The organism is Sorangium sp. So ce1335 (assembly GCF_051521615.1).
Lineage (GTDB): Bacteria > Myxococcota_A > Polyangia > Polyangiales > Polyangiaceae > Sorangium.
Map to the genome: position 1 here is coordinate 1,787,735 of NZ_CP150363.1, position 18,019 is coordinate 1,805,753.

The 18,019-nt window shown below is 71.4% G+C and carries 14 protein-coding genes; 8 read left to right on the forward strand and 6 right to left on the reverse strand.

All coding sequences use genetic code 11. The features are described 5' to 3' along the window. Window positions 1-148: 148 nt before the first annotated feature. The 4 genes from WMF24_RS06570 (at window position 149) to WMF24_RS06585 (ending at window position 5,363) form a co-directional block, all read left to right on the forward strand. Entirely contained in the window at window positions 149-910 is a 762-nt protein-coding gene (locus WMF24_RS06570; protein WP_437735497.1) for a DUF3943 domain-containing protein, read from the forward strand. Window positions 911-1,174: 264 nt separating this feature from the next. Continuing rightward, complete coding sequence (locus WMF24_RS06575) at window positions 1,175-2,647, forward strand: carotenoid oxygenase family protein (protein WP_437735498.1); 1,473 nt, start codon at window positions 1,175-1,177, stop codon at window positions 2,645-2,647. A gap of 279 nt (window positions 2,648-2,926) precedes the next feature. Then, a complete protein-coding gene (locus tag WMF24_RS06580; RefSeq protein WP_437735499.1) occupies window positions 2,927-4,561 on the forward strand; it encodes a glycoside hydrolase family 5 protein in 1,635 nt (544 codons plus the stop codon). A 397-nt stretch (window positions 4,562-4,958) separates the two neighbouring features. Continuing rightward, window positions 4,959-5,363: a hypothetical protein gene (locus tag WMF24_RS06585; RefSeq protein ID WP_437735500.1), complete on the forward strand. Its 405-nt coding sequence runs from the start codon at window positions 4,959-4,961 to the stop codon at window positions 5,361-5,363. Window positions 5,364-5,397: 34 nt separating this feature from the next. On the opposite strand, the gene WMF24_RS06590 is transcribed toward WMF24_RS06585, so the two are convergent. Together WMF24_RS06590 and WMF24_RS06595 are read right to left on the reverse strand one after the other, a co-directional pair. After that, a complete protein-coding gene (locus tag WMF24_RS06590) occupies window positions 5,398-6,807 on the reverse strand; it encodes a hypothetical protein (RefSeq protein WP_437735501.1) in 1,410 nt (469 codons plus the stop codon). A gap of 146 nt (window positions 6,808-6,953) precedes the next feature. Then, window positions 6,954-8,378 (reverse strand): hypothetical protein, encoded by a 1,425-nt coding sequence (locus tag WMF24_RS06595; RefSeq protein WP_437735502.1) that lies wholly within the window; start codon window positions 8,376-8,378, stop codon window positions 6,954-6,956. 1,143 nt (window positions 8,379-9,521) lie between these two features. On the opposite strand from WMF24_RS06595, the gene WMF24_RS06600 reads away from it, so the two are divergent. Next, window positions 9,522-10,067, forward strand: coding sequence for a YkgJ family cysteine cluster protein (locus WMF24_RS06600; protein ID WP_437735503.1), 546 nt, complete (start codon window positions 9,522-9,524; stop codon window positions 10,065-10,067). Window positions 10,068-10,145: 78 nt separating this feature from the next. Here WMF24_RS06600 and WMF24_RS06605 read toward each other — a convergent pair whose 3' ends face one another. Beyond that, the gene (locus WMF24_RS06605; RefSeq protein ID WP_437735504.1) at window positions 10,146-10,817 is read right to left on the reverse strand and encodes a hypothetical protein; all 672 of its coding nucleotides are present in this window, start codon (window positions 10,815-10,817) and stop codon (window positions 10,146-10,148) included. A 165-nt stretch (window positions 10,818-10,982) separates the two neighbouring features. Then, on the reverse strand, window positions 10,983-11,222 hold the full coding sequence (locus tag WMF24_RS06610; RefSeq protein WP_437735505.1) for a hypothetical protein: 240 nt from the start codon (window positions 11,220-11,222) through the stop codon (window positions 10,983-10,985). 479 nt (window positions 11,223-11,701) lie between these two features. Between WMF24_RS06610 and WMF24_RS06615 the strand changes: the two genes are divergently transcribed. Further along, window positions 11,702-13,306: a hypothetical protein gene (locus WMF24_RS06615; protein WP_437735506.1), complete on the forward strand. Its 1,605-nt coding sequence runs from the start codon at window positions 11,702-11,704 to the stop codon at window positions 13,304-13,306. 36 nt (window positions 13,307-13,342) lie between these two features. Here the strand turns inward: WMF24_RS06615 and WMF24_RS06620 are convergent, their stop codons facing one another. Continuing rightward, window positions 13,343-13,906, reverse strand: coding sequence for a fatty acid desaturase (locus tag WMF24_RS06620; RefSeq protein ID WP_437735507.1), 564 nt, complete (start codon window positions 13,904-13,906; stop codon window positions 13,343-13,345). Window positions 13,907-14,009: 103 nt separating this feature from the next. After that, window positions 14,010-15,938 (reverse strand): hypothetical protein, encoded by a 1,929-nt coding sequence (locus tag WMF24_RS06625; RefSeq protein ID WP_437735508.1) that lies wholly within the window; start codon window positions 15,936-15,938, stop codon window positions 14,010-14,012. Between the two features lie 347 nt (window positions 15,939-16,285). Between WMF24_RS06625 and WMF24_RS06630 the strand changes: the two genes are divergently transcribed. Then, the gene (locus WMF24_RS06630) at window positions 16,286-16,633 is read left to right on the forward strand and encodes a polyhydroxyalkanoic acid system family protein (protein WP_437735509.1); all 348 of its coding nucleotides are present in this window, start codon (window positions 16,286-16,288) and stop codon (window positions 16,631-16,633) included. A 12-nt stretch (window positions 16,634-16,645) separates the two neighbouring features. Next, window positions 16,646-18,016 carry a DNA topoisomerase IB gene (locus tag WMF24_RS06635; protein WP_437735510.1) on the forward strand — a complete coding sequence of 457 codons (1,371 nt, stop codon included), beginning with the start codon at window positions 16,646-16,648 and terminating at the stop codon, window positions 18,014-18,016. Window positions 18,017-18,019 lie beyond the last annotated feature (3 nt).

The following is an 18,019-nucleotide window of genomic DNA, read 5'->3' on the forward strand; positions in this document are numbered from 1 at the left end:
GGCGGAGGGAGAAGGGCGACAAGGCCCCACGTCGCGGTCGGCGCTGCGGTCGAGGACGTCGCCTGCTTCTCCTGGCGCGCGGCGCGCGCCATCGCGGTAGACTCGCCTCCGGCCGCGGCATCCGGCGCGCGCCGCGTCCGCTGCCCCGATGGCCTCGATCCACCCGTGCGCCGCCGCCGCCCTCGCCGTCCTCTCGGCCGCGTGCGCCGGCCGGTCCACGGCGCCGCCGCCGATCGACCCGGCCCGCGCGGGGACCCACTCGGCCCCTGCGGGGACCCACTCGGCCCTTCCGCCGGCCGGCGGTGCCGCTCCACCGGAGCGCGCGCCCGCGGCGGGGGTGCGCGTGGCCGCCTCGCCGCGCGCGGGCGCCGCCGCGCCGGAGAGCGCCGAGCCCTCCTGGGCGCCGCCGATCGTGCACTCCCTGGCCGTGTTCACGGTGACGCGCAGCGTGGAAGCGGCGCTGTGGCCCGAGCCGTTCGCCGACTTTCGCCTGGAGCGCTGGGGACACCACTACGGCGAGGCGATCACGAAGCCGCCCCTCTTCGACGCGTCCCAGCCCGCCTTCCGGTGGGATCACGACCCCTGGCCGATCAACGTGATAGGCCACGCCCTGCTCGGCAGCGAGATCTACATGAGGGCCCGGACGTGCCGCTTCGGCGCCGCGGCCGCGACGGCGTTCGCCATCGCCGGCACCCACCTCTGGGAGTACGGCTACGAGGCCAACGGCGTGCGCCCCTCGGCCCTCGATCTCGTCTACACGCCGCTCGCCGGCGCCCTCCTGGGCGAGCTCCGACATGCCACCTGGCGGGCGGCGGGCGGCATCGAGAGCGCGCCGGCACGTCTCTTCGTTCGCGCGCTCGTGGATCCATTCGGCGAGCTCGAGCGGGGCGTCGGCATCTTCGATTGCTAGAGCGGCAAGCGGGTTGAGCCCGCCTGAAACGAGCAGAATCTCGAACCGCCAAGACGCCAAGGGCGCCAAGGCCTCTTCTTCTCCTCCTTGGCGTCCTCGGCGCCTTGGCGGTTCATCTCTCGCTCGAGCACGTGCTCGGCGCTCCAGGTCCGGCGTGGGAGGCGCCCTCGCCGGGGCCCGCACCCGGGGGCTGGCATCATCTTTGGATCCCTGTTTTCTGCCGCGCTCCTGCTGGCCATCAATTCATCGATCCAGGACCGACCCATGCTATCGCGCCGTCATTTCCTCCATTTCACTGGCCTCGGCGGGCTCTCGCTCGCCGGGCTCCCGCTCATTCCCGGCTGCCCGACCGGCGTTCCTGGGCCCTCCGCGCCCAGCCCCGATCCGCTCCCGGACGATCCGAGCAAGCCCTGGTGGCTCCGGAAGAACTTCGCGCCGGTCGACGAGTCCGAGGCGAGGGACCTCGCGATCGTCGGCGCGCTCCCGCCCACGCTCTCCGGGCTCTACCTGCGGAACGGACCGAACCCCAAGGGGGTCGACTCGCCCCATTGGTTCGTCGGCGACGGCATGGTGCACGGGATCCTGCTCGATAGGGGCAAGGCGCCCTGGTATCGCGCGCGGTTCGTGCAGACGCCGGTCCTCGGCGGCGCGAGGCGGGGGGAAGGGCCGCCGGGGCTGACGGAGCACCAGGCGAGCACGGGTATCCTCGGCTACCAGGGCCGCGTCTTCTGCGTCCAGGAGGTGGGGCTGCCCTACGAGATGAAGAAGGACGATCTGTCGACCATCGGCCCCTACGATTTCTCCGGCAAGCTGAAGACGGCGATGACGGCGCACCCGAAGCTCGATCCGGTGACCGGCGAGCTGATGTTCTTCGCCTACGGGCTGTCCGAGCCCATCATCACGTACCACCGCTGCGACGCGAACGGCGCGCTCGTGCAGACCGAGACGATCCCCGTGCCGAACGCCCTGATGATGCACGACTTCCAGGTGACGGAGACGCGCGTGGTGTTCATGGACCTGCCCATGCTGTTCGATCTCGATCGGGCGATCGCGGGCGACCCGCTCCCGTACGTGTGGAGGCCCGAGAGCGGCGCGCGCCTCGGGGTGATGCCGCGCGCGGGTACGGCGGCGGACGTGAAATGGGTCGAGGTGGACCCGTGCTTCGTGTTCCACACGTGGAACGCATGGGATGATCCGGCCGATCCGGACGTGGTCCACCTGGAGGGGGTGCGGTTCCCGTCGCTCTGGGAGAAGGGGTCGAGCGATTTCAACACGAGCGGGACCCCTCACCGCTTCTCGATCGATCTGGCGCGGGCCAAGGTCTCGCTCACGAAGCTCGATGATCGCTTCGTGGAGTTCCCGCGCATCAACCCGGCGCGGCAGGGCAGGGGATACCGCTATGGATACGGCGTGACGACGACGCTCGAGCCGTCCGAGCCCGGGGCGACCCCGGCGCTCAATCAGATCCTCAAATACGACTGGGTCGCCGGCAACACCGTCGTTCACGCGCTCCCCGCAGACCAGGAGGCGGGCGAGGCGCTGTTCGTGCAGGACCCCCAGGGGACGGCCGAGGACGACGGGTGGCTCCTTGCCTATGTGTTCAGCCGCGCGACGCGCCGGAGCCATCTGCTCGTGCTCGACGCCACCGACGTGGCGGGCGGGCCGGTCGCGAAGGTCGAGCTCCCGGGCCGCGTGCCGCACGGGTTCCACGGCGACTTCCTGCCGACAGGCGCTTAGCGCGCCGGCTCTCGGCCTCCATGCCCGGCAGGAGGTGCGCGCCGCGGCCCGCCCGCGAGGGGTAGACGATCCTGCGGGTCGCACCGGAGGACGCGGGCCTCGCTCGGCGTCCCCGCGATGACGCGGTGCGCCCGGGGCTCGGCGGAACTCCCAGTTTCCCCTTCACCCCTCGCGCCGGGCCTGCTATCAGCCGCGTCGGCTTTGCTTGCCTGATCGCTTCCTTGACTCCCTTCGCTCGATGCCGGGCGCAGCGGGCGAGCGCCTCTCTTGGAGAAGACGATGAGCCACGACGTGAATTCGGGGTTGTTCGCTGGTGCGCGGTGGACGCGCGGCTTTCTGCACCTCGCGGTGCCGGCGGTGATGCTGCTCGCCTGCGGGGGCTCCGGCGGGGATGACGCGTCCGGCGGAGGCGACTCGGCCTCATCGACGTCGGCGTCCTCCGCGGGCGGCGGCTCGGTGTCGTCGACGTCGGCGTCCTCCGCGGGCGGCGGCTCGGCGTCGTCGGCGTCCTCCGCGGGCGGCGAGGGCGGCAGCGGCGGCGGGGGCGGCAGCGGCGGCGAGGGCAGCGCGGGCGGCAGCGGCGGCGAGGGCGGTGCGGGCGGCAGCGGCGGCAGCGGCGGCGAGGGCGGCGGCGACGCGTCGACGTCGACCGTGGCGGCCACCACGAGCGGCGCGGGCGGCGGCGGCGGCGACGCGTCGACGGCCACCGTGACGTCCACCACGAGCGGTACGGGCGGCAGCGGCGGCGATGCGTCGACGTCGAGCGTGACCACCACCGCGAGCGGCGCGGGCGGCAGCGGCGGCGCGGGCGGCGGCGACGCCTCGACGTCGGCCGTGTCGACGTCGGCCGTGACGACCACCACGAGCGGCGCTGGCGGCAGCGGCGGTGAGGGCGGCGCGGGCGGCAGCGGCGGCGCCGGCGGGGACGCGTCAACGTCGAGCGTGACCACCACCGCGAGCGCCACGAGCTCGACGACGGTGTCGACCGGGACGGGCCCTGTGACGGGGACGCCCGTGGAGCGGCACGGCCGCTTGCAGACGATGGGCAACCGCGTCGTCGACGAGCACGGGGCGGAGCTCCAGCTCAAGGGCATGAGCCTGTTCTGGAGCATCTGGGAAGGGGAGAAGTTCTACAACGCCTCCGCCGTCGACACGCTCGTGGACGACTGGGACGTCAGCATCGTCCGCGCCGCGATGACGATCAGCGCCGACCGCCGCGGTTACCTCCACGACCCGTCCGGGGAGAAGCAGAAGGTCAGGACCATCGTCAACGCCGCCATCGCCAGGGGCATCTACGTGATCGTCGACTGGCACGACCACGACGCGGCCCAGGCGGATCACAAGGAGGCCGCGAAGCGCTTCTTCCGGGAGATGGCGACGGAGTACGGCGACGAGCCCGGCGTGATCTTCGAGGTCTACAACGAGCCGGACAACGAGTCCTGGGACCAGGTGAAGTCGTACGCGGAGGAGGTGATCGGCGAGATCCGCGGCGCCGGCGCCGACAACCTCGTCATCGTCGGGACGCCGACCTGGTCGCAGGACGTCGACGTGGCCGCCAGGAACCAGATCACGCGCTACAGCAACATCGCCTACACGCTTCACTTCTATGCCGCCACGCACAAGGGCTGGCTTCGCACCAAGGCGACGAGCGCGATGGCCGCGGGCCTCCCGCTGTTCGTGACCGAGTGGGGCACCTGCGACGCGAGCGGCAACGGCTCGCTCGACCTCGGCGAGGCGCAGGCCTGGCTCGACTTCCTGAGCACCAACAACATCAGCTGGCTCAACTGGTCGATCGTCGACAAGGCCGAGGCGTGCGCCGCGATCCGGCCGGGCGCGGGCGCGCGCGGCCCCTGGTCCGACGGCCAGCTCACCGACTCGGGGCGCTGGGTCAAGTCGAAGATCCAGGCGCCCTGACGCGGACTGCGCCCCTCGCGCTCGCCCCCGGACCGGAGGGCGAGGACGCCGCAGGGGCCGCGACGGAGCGCGCCCTCCGGTGATGGACGCCGGCGCGCCCGCCGCGCCGGGTCCCTCGCTCACCCCCCTCTCGGTGCGGGCCGACGGCGGCCCCGCTTCCACCCTCCGCCCCCGCCACCCGCCGGCGCTGCGCCGCGAGCCCTTCCGCCCGCGCCGCGGTCTCGCGTCCGGCCCCGAAAGCGCGCGCGCGGCTCGCCGAGGATCGGTGGACCGCCTCGACGCGGCCGCCCGAGCGACGCAAGGAGCACGGGCGTATCGCGCGGGCGCGTGGCGCGATGGCAATCTTTGCCATGCCTCTGCATTTCTCGGGTGGCAATCTTTGCCAGGACGGTAAGTATTGCCATCCGCACGCCGCAACCTGGGCGAGCTCGATCGGGCGGCGGCCGATCGATGCCCGCGGTCGATTGCCGCGCTCTCCAGGTTGCCTTTCGCCGCGGCGGTCATGTGCGTGGCGGCGTCCGCCTCTCTGGCCGCGTGCGGCGACGCGAGCGAGCCCGGCGACGAGGGCGCCGGCATCGACGCGGAGGTGGGGGATGAGCTCCGGTTCGTCCATGTCAGGGAGGACGGGGATCTCGCCAGGGCGCTCACCGACTTCTTCCTCCCGCACCGCGAGGGCGTCCTCGATGCGTTCCTCGCGGCGCACGCGAACGGGGACACGTGCTCCACTCCGGCGATCTCGGCCGCGCAGGCGGTGGAGAGCGACGAGCCGGTCCCCACGCTCGGCGGCTCGACGACGCGCTGATCCCGGGCCCCGCGAGGCGCCCGCGCCTCTCTCGCTAGAGCGACTTCAGGTACTCGACGAGATCGCGCTTCTGCTGGGAGGCGAGCCCCAGACCGAAGCGCTCGTCGTAGCTACGCACGACGTCGAGCAGCGTCGCGAAGCGGCCATCGTGGTAATAGCGGCCCTTGTTCTCCGGCCGCATGAAAAGCCCTCGTTCCCGGATGAAGAGGCCGGCCAGGTTCATCGTCTTGTACGAGCCGCCGGGCGCTCGGTTCGCCTGAAAGCCGTCGATCCGCATCTCCCTGGGCGTGTGGAGGTTCCAGCCGGCGTCGGTCCGGAGCGGCTCATTGTGACAGCGGGTGCAGCGGGCCTGGCCAATGAAGAGATCGTGGCCGCGCGCGGCGGCGCGTTGGTCGAAGTCGACCCCGGGCAAAGGCCGCGGCGAGGGGAGCGCCAGCTGATAGAAGTGCAGCGCCGGGAGCTTCGATGTGACGAGGTCCTCCTCGGGCGCGACGGTCACATGCCCGAGCCGGGCCGCCGCCGCGACCGGGTACTTGACAGGATCGTCGAGCCTTGGATCGAAGAAGTTCCCTCGTCCGTGGAGCTCGTTCACGGCGACGAACGCGTTCCAGTAGGGCACCGAGCCCCAGTTGCCCGTCCATGTGTGCTCGTTGAAACCGGCCATGTCGAAGGCATTGGGGATCAAGGTGGCCGCGGAGGTCCCGTCAGGCCGGAACGCCTTTCCGTCGAGGATCAGCTGGGCGTCGAACTTGCCGGGCCCCCAGCTGAGGAGCACGTTCCTCACGTCCGCCTCGGTGATGTCCCGGTCCACCGCGCGGAGCAAGGCGACGAACGGCTGGAGGTTCGGGGCCGAGGCCACGATGGCTCCGACGTTCAGGTCGCGGTTGGACCAGCCGTCGAGGCGCTGGCCGATCCCCTGGGCCACGGAGTCGTTGACCGTGGAGTGACAGAAGGCGCACTGGAGGCCGATCGAGATGAGAGCGCCGCCGTCGTCGAAGAAGCCGGTCACCCCGACGACCGCGTTGAGCTGCAGGAGGCGCAGCGTCACCGCGGGATCGTCGAGGTTCACGCGACCCCGCGCGATCTGGTCCCGTAGCCGCGGCGGGAGCGCGTCCGCGTCGACCTTCAGCCCGAGGTCCAGCGCCTGAGCCGGCGTCACGCCGGCGATCGCCTCGTGCAACCGGAGCTCGCCGCCCCAGAACTCCTCATCTCCGAAGGTGTCGAACCGGAAGATCTCCCGGCCTCGCTCGAGCATCCTGCGCGTGTTGCGATCTGTCGCGGCGTCGAAGTCGCCGAACCGCGCGTGGCCGCTCAGATCACCCTCGGCGGGGGCGACGTGCTCTGATGCCGCGTCCCGGTCGGCCGAGGTGCAAGCGAACGCGGCCAGGCCGAACGGAGCCGCCGCTACAGCGAGCGCAAACAGCGTCTTGAGATATGTCTTCATGACAAGACCTTTCGGTATCTTCGCGTGATGCAGCGAATCCGAAAGTGACTTGTGCGCACCCGGTCGGGCAAGTACGAGATCGCATGAACATCCCATCAGGAGAACACCCCGGCGAGCCCTTCGGCCGCCGCCCCGACGAGACGCCTTCAGCAGCGCCTGCGGCCGCGTCGGGCGAGCGTGAGCCCCACGAGCGCCGAGGCGAGCGCGGTGGCACCTTGCGAGCCTGCGTTCTGGCCGGCGGCGCTCGGGCCAGCGCTGCAGCCCATGGCGGCCGGCGGCGGATCACCGAGCGCGCCGGCGCTGGCGAGATCGCCGGAGAGCGCCGCCGCCTCGACGTCCTCGAAGGTGTCCGGGGCGGCTCCGGGTTCGCTGGGATCCGGCGCCGGCGGTTCGGCGGTGTCGGCGGCGAGCGGCGCCGTGTGCACGAGATCGAGCTCCTCCTCCGATCGTTCCATGACGGGGCGCCCGGCCATCCCCTCCGCCGCGACCGCGGCATCTCCCGTCGTCGCGTCGCCGGTCGCCACCTCGAACAGCGTGTTGCCGAGCGTCACGTACCAGCCCCCGTCGAACCAGCGCGCATGACCGAGATCGGAGCCGATCTCTTCAGGCTCTTCCCCCGGGCGCCCGATGTAACGTTTCCCGTCGTTCAGGAACACGACCTCCCCCGTATCGCTGATGCCGTCGTGCCCGATACGGAGCCTCTGCTGGTCGAACCGGCTCGACGTCGGGAAGTCGCTGAGCTGGTGCAGATCACCCGCCGGGGTCCGCACCCAGACCTGATTGACGGCGCCGTCGCTCTTCAGGAAAGCCGTGTACCCCGCATGCGCGAGCAGCCCCGCGGCGTTGCCTTGCCTCGAGTCGCCGAGGAACACCTCCTGGCCGTCCGCTGTATAGAGGTAGCTCGAGCACACGGCCCCGTTCCACCACCGGCCGGCGACGTTCGTGCCGTCCGTGATCGGCCGCTGCAGGTAGCCGGGGTGGTTCCCGAGCCGGAGCTCGCCCGGGCCGCGGATCGACGGTTCCTCGTACGTGCTGTAGTAGATGTCGCCGGACGCCGCGATGTCGGCCTGAAACGGCGTGGTGGTGCCTGGCCTGAGATGGAACGTCGTATCGACGTCCGTGGTCAGCGTGAGCAGGTTGATCTGGTCCTCGTCGGGCGTCATCCAGAGGAGCGAGTCGCCGTTCACCGCGTCGATCCACCCGCGCCTCTCGGTCCTGCTGAAGCGGCCGTTCGCCCACGCGAAGAGGTACCCGTTCCACGACTGCATCACGACCCCTGACGGCGTGAGGGCGCCGTAATCCTCGGTCTTGGTATGGGGCGTGGGCGGCTGGAGCTCCCCGATGTAGGTGACCAGCTCGGTCGCGCGGTCGACGACGCCGAGCAGGTAGTTGTGATCGCGGAACAGGATGCGCGTCGCGTCGAAATCGATGATGGTGCCGGGGGCGCGCTGCACCACGGAGAGCTTCGGGCTCTCCTCGACGTAGTAGACGGGGGTGTACATGCCATAGATGGCCGGTATCGACAGCACGCCGCCGCCGGGGTTCTCGGACTGGAGCGTGATCCTGAACACTTGGCCCGACTGGAGCGGGGGTGACGATGGGGACTGGCGGATCTCCATCGCTCCTGGCAACGTCGACGGCCCCCCTTTCAGCGTCTCAGCCTTGCCAATCTGGCTGGACACGGCCGCCCTGAAATTGAGGCACGAGTAGGGGGGAGTTCCGACGCACCTCGCGACGATGGGGGTGTCCCTGGTGATCGGGGTGTAGGGTCGCGGGCTGACCACCCACATGGTCGGGGGCGCGTACCGGTGCACGAGTCGCTGAATCGTCGAAGCTTCCCCGTACCTGTCGTACGCGGTGACCTTGAGGGTGTACGGACCGTAGGGGATCGGGGTCAGGTCGAACGTCCCGGAGTACGTAGTGTTGCCTTGGTTGCGCGTGAGCGGGATCGTCACCCCGGCGTACTCCGCCTCGACGGCGTAGACCTCCTCGGGCGGCGTCGTCCGGACGCTCACCCGCATCGAGTTGAATCGGGTCACCCCGACCGAGCTGTCTGACGAGTCGTTCGGATCGATGGTGAAGAGATCCACGGCGACTCGCCCAAGAGCCGCCGTGGACGAGAGGGACGTCAAAGATAGAACGGCCAGACCGATGAGCGCGCGGTGCAGGTTCATGCGTCCTCCATGGATCCCTGGTTACGCCCGGCTTCGATGCCGGCCCGGAGCGCCCCATTCAAGCCGTCGAGCTGGAGATGTGACGGGTCCCCGGCCCGAGCGGAGGTCGCGAGGCGCACGACGCATCGTGCTCGCCGCCGCTGTTGGCGCGCTCGGGCTGGGCGGGGCCACCGACGGGCTGCGATCCGTCGTCACGCCGCCCTGGAATCCCTGGCAAGGCACCGGATGGCGACGCGCCCCCGCGGAACCGTCCCGCCAGGGTGTCCCTGGCGCGTTCGCATCTGTCCCTGGCGGCGTTCTCGCTGTCCCTGGCGGCGTTCTCGCTGTCCCTGGCGGCGCGCCGCCTGTCCCTGGCGGCGCTCCCCCTGTCCCTGGCGGCGCGCCGCCTGTCCCTGGCGGCGTTCCCCCCTGTCCCTGGCGGCGCGCCGCCTGTCCCTGGCGGCGTTCCCCCCTGTCCCTGGCGGCCCTCTCCCTGTCCCGGCCGGCGGCTTTCGTGTCCCTGGCGGGGCGCCCTGGGCGCCGGCTGCTACAACCCGGCGCATGAGCCCTCCGCCGCACGAGCGCCTCCGCGAGCTCTTTGCCAAGGTCGACGTGTTCTTCGCGCGCGCGAGCGCCCGCCTCGGCGCGCGAATGGCCTGCAGCACCGGGTGCAGCGACTGCTGCCGGCGGCGGTTCTCCGTGACGTCGATCGAGGCCGACGCCCTCCGCCAGGCGGTCGCGGCGCTGCCCGAGGCCGACCGGTCGGCGCTGGCCGCGCGCGCGCGGGCGGGCGATCCCGGCGTGTGCCCGGCGCTCGACGGGGAGGGGAGGTGCGCCGTCTACGCGGCGCGGCCGCTCATCTGCCGCACGCACGGCCTGCCGATCCGGTTCGCGCCCGCGCCGGAGACGCGCGCGCTTCCCGTCATCGACGCGTGCCCGAAGAACTTCGTGGGAGAGGACCTCCACGCCGTCGAGGCGTCGTCGGTCCTGGACCAGACGACGCTCTCGACGGTGCTGGCCGCCCTCGACATGGCCCACGCCGACGCGGCGGGCCGGCCGCGCGGCGAGCGCGTCGCGATCACCGCGGTGCTCGCGGGCGAGGGGTGACGCGCCTCCGGACGCGGAACGGTCGCCTCGCGGGCCGCCTGCGGGCGCCAGCCGGCCGGAGCGCCCCGCGCGGGCCGGTCACCAGCGCGCGACCATCCCCATGACCTTCTTCTTCAGGAAGAAGGTGAAGGCCGACCCAGCGACCCGGACCGTGCTGTACTTCGTCGTGTTGGGCTCGAAGACGACCCACGGGGCGGCGCCCCCCTTGGCGGTGGTGCAATAACCGCCGTTCGGGTGACCGGCATCCGGAACCCAGTGTCCGTAGTCGGTCGGTGTCGTGTCTCCGTACGGGTCCGCGAGCTGCTCCCAGCGGCCGATATAGCAGGTCCAGCCGTTGCAGTGCGGAGGGACCCAGCCATACGCTGTCGCCGTGACGCCCGAGATCTCGCACTCCGACTGACTCGTCGGCAGAACATCGTCGTAGATGGCGTAGATGTGAGGATAGGATCCGGCCAATCCGGTCACCTCGAAGACGTAGGCGGTCGAGCACGCGGCGCTGCCGTAGGTGGTCGTGGGCGAGGACGAGTAGACCGTGCCGGGCGACCCAGCCCCGATCGGCGTGGAGTAGAAGTTGTTCGAGCCGCCGAGGCTCGACGCCGGATCCGTGCAAGCCGCCAGGCTGGCCTCGGCGATGTCCTCGTCACCGGGGCTCGCACCGAGCTCCTCGGCACCTGCGGCGCAGCCGGCGGCGGCTGGAACGAGACTGGCAAGAAGAGCACAATGAGCAAGAAGGACGAGCTCGCGCTGCATGACGCATCTCCTCTCACAAGGGGCCGTGCGCGCAGGGGGGCGGTCTGTCCACTGCCGCACCGTTGCTTCGCCGACCGAGGGCGACAGTGCAGGAGAACACGGGGGCCGTCGTCGTGTCGAGCCTCGTGCACACCTCGCTGGCGAGAGGAATGGCTGGCGCGGGCCTCAGCCGGGCCGGCGGACGCCCATCTCGACGAGGCGGGGTAAGACCTCCTGCGCGAAGTAGGGGAGCTCGCCGGCGAAGTCGATGAAGCTGATGGCGAGACCGCGGACGCCCGTGTCACGGACGCGCCCGAGCGCCTCGGCGACGTCGGTCGGATCGCCGACGATGGGATAGTGCCCGTACCCGCCGGCGAGCCGGCCCCTGACACCGATCCGCTGTCCAGGCAGCCGACGTTCAAACAATCGGTCTGCCGGCTCGAGAAGACCGGGCGCAGCACCGCGAAGGTCCCATCGGCAGGCTGCCCCCGGGGGCGGCGGGCGCCGTCTCCTCCGAGCACAACGTGCCGCTTCCGCCGGACATGTCGTGATCGGGCCGGGCGCGCGGCGCCACGGCAATCCTTGCCATGCCGGTGCCTTCTGGGGCTGGCAATCTTTGCCAGGACGGCAAGGATTGCCAGCCGCGCGCTTCCACCTGGGCGAGCTCGATCGCGCGGCGGCCGCTCCTTCGCCGCGCTCGGTCCTCGCGCCGCGCGTCGTCGTCGGAAGGGCCCCCGGGCCGCGGGGCGGCACGCCGGTTGCGATGGCGCCCTGACAGCCGGCTGTCGCGGCCAGGGGTCGCCCTGAGCGGCGGCCTGGCAGGTACAGCGCGAGGGGCGAGCTTGGCGAAGGGGTGCGAGCCGCTTCGGAGCGACCCCGGTCCGCCCCACGCCACAGGAGCGATCATGCGTCTTCGTCATGCTTCCACGTTCCCCTTCGCCGCGGCGGTCATGTGCGTCGCGGCGTCCGCCTCCCTGGCCGCGTGCGGCGACGCGAGCGCGCCCGGCGACGTCGCCGGCGTCGACGCCGAGGAGCCCGCCGCGGCGCGCCGGCAGGCGCTGTCAGCCCCGCTGGATATCGACCCGCTGCGCTCGCTGATCCTCACGAAGGCCACCGACCCGCTCGCCATGGCCAGGTTCCAGCTCGAGGATGTCTTCAATCAGCTCATCGCCGGAGCGGAGCTCTCGAGCCAACAGAGCGCCGTCCAACTTTACCGGAGCTGGTGGGACTTCTTCAACGGGTCCGCCACGGCTCACGACCCCGACGCCATCCATTGCGACGATCAGACCAACAGCGCGGGTATTACCACGATCAACGGCTACCGGATCGCGTGCGGCCGGAGGGAGGGGCGCCTCGCCGTGAGCGATCCGTTCGACCCGAATTCGGCCGACTTCGTCGAGCCGATCGCGGTCGTGAACCGCTTCGATCTGGCGCCGCGGGACGGCTCGCACTGCGGCGAGTACCGGATCGTCTACGCCAAGAAGTCGGCCGGTATCGCCGACCGCAACCTGTTCATCCTGGAGGCCCAGCTCCCGAATCCCCACCCGGAGTGCGGCATCGATGCATGCCTCCCGGTCGCCGAGTTCTGGGCGAGCCTCTCGAGCATGGACGCCAACGAGCGCGCCGAGGAGCTCGAGACGTTCTTCATGGAGGGCCTGGAAGGCACCGACTTCGACGCGGTGCTCCACCCGGACAACTTCGCCGACGCGGTCCACGGCCCCGCGGGCCGCCGCGGCACGGGCCAGATCCGCACCAACCAGTTCATGGGCGATCCCAACAGCCCGCATCAGGCCAAGCAAGGCCAGATCTGGCAGCTCCGCGAGTTCAAGCTCGCGAAGACCCCCGGCGGGGAGCGGCTCTATTTCAAGCCGGTCACGGTGAAGGACAACCCCTACGGCCCGCTGTTCAGCACGAACGTCGACCCGAGCGACTTCCGCTACTCGTGGTTCATGGACGACTTCCTCGAGTCGGTGGACGAGCTCACGACCCTGAGCACCGACATCAACGACATCAAGCTCACGAACTCGAGGGCAGACCTCTACAACGCGGGCGAGAGCACCGTCGACCGCAGCAACGACTACCTCGACCAGCTGCTGCCGGCGGTCAATTATCTGCCGAACCTCGAGCTGCGCGACCGGATCCAGGCCGAGCTCGTGCGCCTCGGGCGGGACTCCATCTTCACGCCCGCGGACGTGGCCAACCGCGCCACCACGCAGTCGTGCGCCGGGTGCCACCAGCTCAGCGGCGGCGACTCGCTCGGCAACGGCGTGACGTGGCCCGAGGAGGATGTGCCGGTGGGGGATTTTGGCCGGTTCGTCCATGTCAGGGAGGACGGGAATCTCTCCAGGGCGCTCACCGAGTTCTTCCTCCCGCACCGCGAGGGCGTCCTCGAGGCCTTCCTCGCGGCGCACGTGAACGGGAACACGTGCTCCACGCCGACGACCCCGGCCGCGCTCGCGGTGGCGGGCGACGAGCCGGTCCCCACGCTCGGCGGCGCGACGACGCACTGATCCCGGGCCTCGCGAGGCCGCGGGCGGCCTCTCCGTCTACGCCCTCTGGATCGGCGCGCGCGCTCCTCCATCGCTGGCGCCGACCTGGATCGACCGCCTCACGGCGCCATCGTGGACGGCGCGGGAGCGCACGATGCGGGCGTGGGGGCCCATGGCTGGGTCCGTGATGAAGCGCCAGAGCACCCAGGTCCACGAGCGGTGCGAGACCAGCGCGTCGTAGTGGCGCTTGGCGATGCGGTGCAGCGCGGGCAGGCGCCAGCCGGGGACGTTCATGAAGTCGTGGTGCTCGACGTGGTAACCCACGTTGAACGTCACGTGGTTGAGCGGCCCGTAGTAGCTGTAGGTCTCCTGCCCGGGCGCGTACACGTAGTGCTCGTGCACGAAGTGGCCGGCCACCGGGTGCAGGCTGTGGCCGATCAAGGTCGACAGCAGCAGGTAGGTGAAGCCGGGCGCGCCGAGCAGGCGCCACGAGAGCCACGCGGCGGGCAGCTGGATGGCCAGGTTGATCCACTCGTCGCGGCTCGGCGGCCTGGCGAAGCGCGTGCTGCGCGAGCGCTCCTGGCGCGGATCCTTGCGCGGCTTCTGCGGCGATAGGGGCACGCCGCGCATCCTCGCACGGCCGCCGCTGGCCGCGTCCCCCGTGACGACGTCTCTGCTCTCGGCGTGACGGGAGGTCCCCCGGCGAGACCTCCCTCGCCGCAGCTCACCTGCCCAGCGCGGCGATCTTCTCGTTCACCCAGTCGTCGCCCACGAGCGGGTGCACCCCCGCGCCGTCCTGCGCGAGGTCGATGCCCACCGACAGCACCCCGCTCTTCACGAGGAACGCGCCCCGGGGGTCCTGTCCGTCGGACTTCGTGAGCCGCCCGCGGATCGCCAGATTGCCCCCCTGCGCCTCGAGCAGCCTGAAATCGACGTCGCTCGCCTTGCGCGTCACCGTCGCGGAGGCCTTGAGCCCCTCCATCGTGAGGAGCCCGGCGGCCCAGCCGGGGATGGCGTCCTCGGCGTCGAGCAGCTCCACGGCCGGCCGCGCGTCCTTGCACTCGAGCCGGATGGCCGCCTCCATCAGCCCTCGTCCCACCTTCGCTTCGTCGATGTCGATGCGCGCCCACCAGTCCGGCCACACCTCGCCCTTGCGCTCGACCGCGACGTCCTTGAGCTCGATACGGCTCTTCCGGAGCGTGGCCGTCGGGTTCAGGAGGCTCGCCGCGTCGAGCGCGATGCGCGCCTCCCCGTCGGCCTTCACGGTCGTCTCCTTCCACCGCAGGGCGCCCTGCTTCATGAGCAGGCTCAGCGCGCCCGACCCGCGCCCGAGCCGGTCGACCTCCAGGCTGCTCCGCACGAACGCCGCGCCGCCCGTGAACCGCGGCGCGTCCGGCGCAGGGCTGTCGGGGTTGAGCCAGCGCAGGTCCGGGATCGCCGCGGCGACGACGTCCAGCTTCGACGAGAACCCCGGCGGGAGCCGCATGAGGTGGAGCTCCGGCGCGTCGAAGACGGCGCTCGCCCGCTCGACGACGATGGGCGGAAGCCCCTTCCCGGGGCGCTCGAGCGTCGCCCGCGGCACGCGCACGGCGAGGCGCGCCTCGCCGCGCTCGCTCACGCCGAGGTCCACGTCCGCCTCGACCGCCGCGCGGAGCGACGACGCCGCGGCCACGACGTGGCTCGTCGCGTAGGAGGCCGAGCTGCCCGGCTCGATGTTCCCCCGGTTGATGACGACGTTCGTCCGGAGCTCGCCGCTGCCGTCCTCCACCCGCGGCTCGGCGCCCTCGCCCCGGATGACGCGGAGGATGTCGAGCCCGGGGAGCTGCACGTCGAGGCGGACGCGCGCCCAGGTCGTGTCGAAGACGTCGAGCCCCTCGACGTCCCGCGGATCGAAGGTGTTCATCGTCACGTCGACGTCGCCGTCGACCCGCGCGACGACGCGATCGGCGACGTGGACGTCGCCCGACCGGAGCTCGAGCGCGAGCGGCCCGACGCGGACGGCGCGGAGCGGCTTGTAGTAGAACCCTCCGCGAACGCGGCCGCCGCCGGCGTAGCGGACTTGCTGGATCCAGACCTCCTTGAGCGTCGTGTCGACGCCCTCGAGGTGCACAGTCCAGAGGTTGTAGCCCTCGTCCGAGCTCTCGAGATCGTTCTTCGGCGGCAGCTCGGGCTTGAGCGGAGGGTTCGTGAACTCCGGAATGGGAGGCAGCGCCTGGATGTGCGGCGCGCCGAGATCGCGCTCGCTCGTCGGATCCACGAGCAGCCGCATCCGGAACGTGAAGCCCTCGGCGCGGATGTCCTCCGCGTGGAACTTCTTGCGGAGGAGATCGGTGAGGTGGATGTCCGCGTCCACCTCGTCGAGGAGCACCGCCCACTGGAGCAGGCTGTCGGACCCGCTGAGACGGAGATCCTTCGCGTGCACGACGCCCGGCCAGAGGCTCCAGGCGGACTCGTAATGCAGGTTCGCGTCGATCGGGTTGTAGCTGACGAGCCGCGCGACGAGCTTCGTGCTCAGCATCACGTTGATGATCACGACGTAGCCGAGCCAGAGCGCGACCGGCAGGATCAACAGCACCTTCAGCGCCTTGCTCGCCCGTGGCCCGATCCACCCCCTGACGTCAGGCGATGACTTCAGCGCTCCTGCTGCGTGCATGATGGCGAGGAACGCACGCGCCGTGCCGCCGAGCTGACCCGTGGCGCGCGCCCGCGGATCAGGGGACGGCGTAGCGATCTGCCTCGCTTGTGGCGAACCTCGCCAGGCGCGCGGCGCCGCCGGCGCGAGGTTTTCCGGGATCTCCGCGGGCGCGACCTCGTCCCGGCCGGATGCCGTCGCTGGACCCGGCAGGCACCCGGCTTGCTAGTGCTCGGGCCGGACGCGCCGAGAGCGCCGAAAGCGCCGAAACCTGGCGCCGAACGCCGGCGCCAGGTACGGCTGCGCTGCGGAACCTGCCGCAGCAGCATCCGCTGGATGCTTGTTCCAGCCATCACCCGAGGTCATCCATGAAGCACACGGTCCATCACGACCTGAACCACGAGGAAGCGAAGAAGGCAGTCCTGCGGGCGATGGCGCAGTATCGCGAGCGGTACGCGGAGTACTCCCCCACCATGCGCTGGAGCGACGATCAGCGCGCGGATCTCGGGTTCTGCTTCAAGGGCTACCGGCTGACGGGGCGCCTCGAGCTCCGGCCCTGGGCCGTGGACCTCGACGTCGACGTGCCGCTGCCGCTGCGCATGTTCAAGCGGATGGCGATCGCGGCGCTCGACGCGGAGGTGCGGCGGTTCCTCGGCGAGGCGCACCGCGAGCGCGCGCTGCGCGCGTCGACCGCGGTCGTGGAGGGCGCCGCCTGAGCCCGTGACGCCATGCAGAGCTCCAGCGCCACGACCCCCCGAACCAGGCGCCGCTCGCGGAGCGCTCCGCGGCGCGAGCGGCGCTCCTCGCCGAGCGGCGTCGTCCGCCGGCGCCGCGTGACGCTCGCCGTCGAGACCGTCGAGACCGTCGAGATCGAGCTCGCGCGCGCCGTCGACGATCCGCGCGAGGTCGCCGCGGCCGCGCCGATCACCCCGTCGCCGATCGAGTCGGCCAGGTCGGCGGGGCTCCGGTACGTCAACGACGGTGAGCCGGGCATCTCCAGGCGCAAGGCGGGCAAGGGCTTCAAGTTCCTCGACCCCGAGGGGCGGCTCGTGAAGGACGCGGAGACGCTCGCGCGCATCCGCCGCCTCGCGATCCCGCCCGCGTGGACGGGCGTGTGGATCTGCCAGAGCGAGCGCGGGCACATCCAGGCCACGGGCCGGGACGCGCGCGGCAGGAAGCAGTACCGGTATCACCCGCGCTGGCGCGAGGTCCGCGATGAGACGAAGTACGACCGGATGCTCGCGTTCGGCGCGGCGCTCCCCGCGGTCCGCGCGGCGGCGGAGCGCGACCTCGCGCTGCCGGGGCTGCCGCGCGAGAAGGTGCTGGCGACCGTCGTGCGCCTGCTCGACGAGACCTCGATCCGCATCGGGAACGACGAGTACGCGCGCGACAACAACTCGTATGGTCTCACGACGCTCCACGACGAGCACGTCGAGATAGAGGGCGATCGCATCAGGTTCCACTTCCGGGGCAAGAGCGGCAAGGAGCACGAGCTCACGGTGCGCGACCGGCGGCTCGCCCGCGTCGTGAAGCGCTGCCAGGACGTGCCCGGACACGAGCTGTTCCAGTACATCGACGGCGACGGCAAGCGGCAGCGGATCCACTCCGACGACGTGAACGAGTACCTGCGCGCGATCACGGGGCAGGAGTTCACGGCGAAGGACTTCCGCACGTGGACCGGCACGGTGCTGTGCGCGTCGTTCTTCTGCGAGATGGAGGTCGCGACGACGGCCCGCCAGCTGAAGAGGTGCGTGGCGCAGGTGATCGACATGGTGTCGGCGCGCCTCGGCAACACGCGCGCCGTCTGCCAGCGCTGTTATGTGCACCCCGCGGTGATCCGCGCCTACACCGAGGGCGCCCTGCAGACCTTGCTCGAGGCGGAGCAGGCCGTCGCGGACGAGGCGCTCGCGGCGCTCCGGCCCGAGGAGGCGACGATGCTGCGGATCGTGCGCGGCTTCAGCGAGCGCGAGGCCGTGCCGCTCGCGGCCCAGCTCCGCGAGAGCGTGCGCGCCGCCTCCAGGGCGCGGCGCGGCGGCAAGGCGCGACGCGGCGTCACGAACGCGAGGCGCCCGAGCAAGGAGCGGCGCGCCGCGGCCTGATCC

What these genes read in the sequence shown, in the direction of transcription:
- WMF24_RS06570 (WP_437735497.1), top strand. Translation starts at nt 149, where the DNA reads ATGGCCTCGATCCACCCGTGCGCCGCCGCCGCCCTCGCCGTCCTCTCG.
- WMF24_RS06575 (WP_437735498.1), top strand. Translation starts at nt 1,175, where the DNA reads ATGCTATCGCGCCGTCATTTCCTCCATTTCACTGGCCTCGGCGGGCTC.
- WMF24_RS06580 (WP_437735499.1), top strand. Translation starts at nt 2,927, where the DNA reads ATGAGCCACGACGTGAATTCGGGGTTGTTCGCTGGTGCGCGGTGGACG.
- WMF24_RS06590 (WP_437735501.1), bottom strand. Translation starts at nt 6,807, where the DNA reads ATGAAGACATATCTCAAGACGCTGTTTGCGCTCGCTGTAGCGGCGGCT.
- WMF24_RS06600 (WP_437735503.1), top strand. Translation starts at nt 9,522, where the DNA reads ATGAGCCCTCCGCCGCACGAGCGCCTCCGCGAGCTCTTTGCCAAGGTC.
- WMF24_RS06605 (WP_437735504.1), bottom strand. Translation starts at nt 10,817, where the DNA reads ATGCAGCGCGAGCTCGTCCTTCTTGCTCATTGTGCTCTTCTTGCCAGT.
- WMF24_RS06615 (WP_437735506.1), top strand. Translation starts at nt 11,702, where the DNA reads ATGCGTCTTCGTCATGCTTCCACGTTCCCCTTCGCCGCGGCGGTCATG.
- WMF24_RS06625 (WP_437735508.1), bottom strand. Translation starts at nt 15,938, where the DNA reads ATGCACGCAGCAGGAGCGCTGAAGTCATCGCCTGACGTCAGGGGGTGG.
- WMF24_RS06630 (WP_437735509.1), top strand. Translation starts at nt 16,286, where the DNA reads ATGAAGCACACGGTCCATCACGACCTGAACCACGAGGAAGCGAAGAAG.
- WMF24_RS06635 (WP_437735510.1), top strand. Translation starts at nt 16,646, where the DNA reads ATGCAGAGCTCCAGCGCCACGACCCCCCGAACCAGGCGCCGCTCGCGG.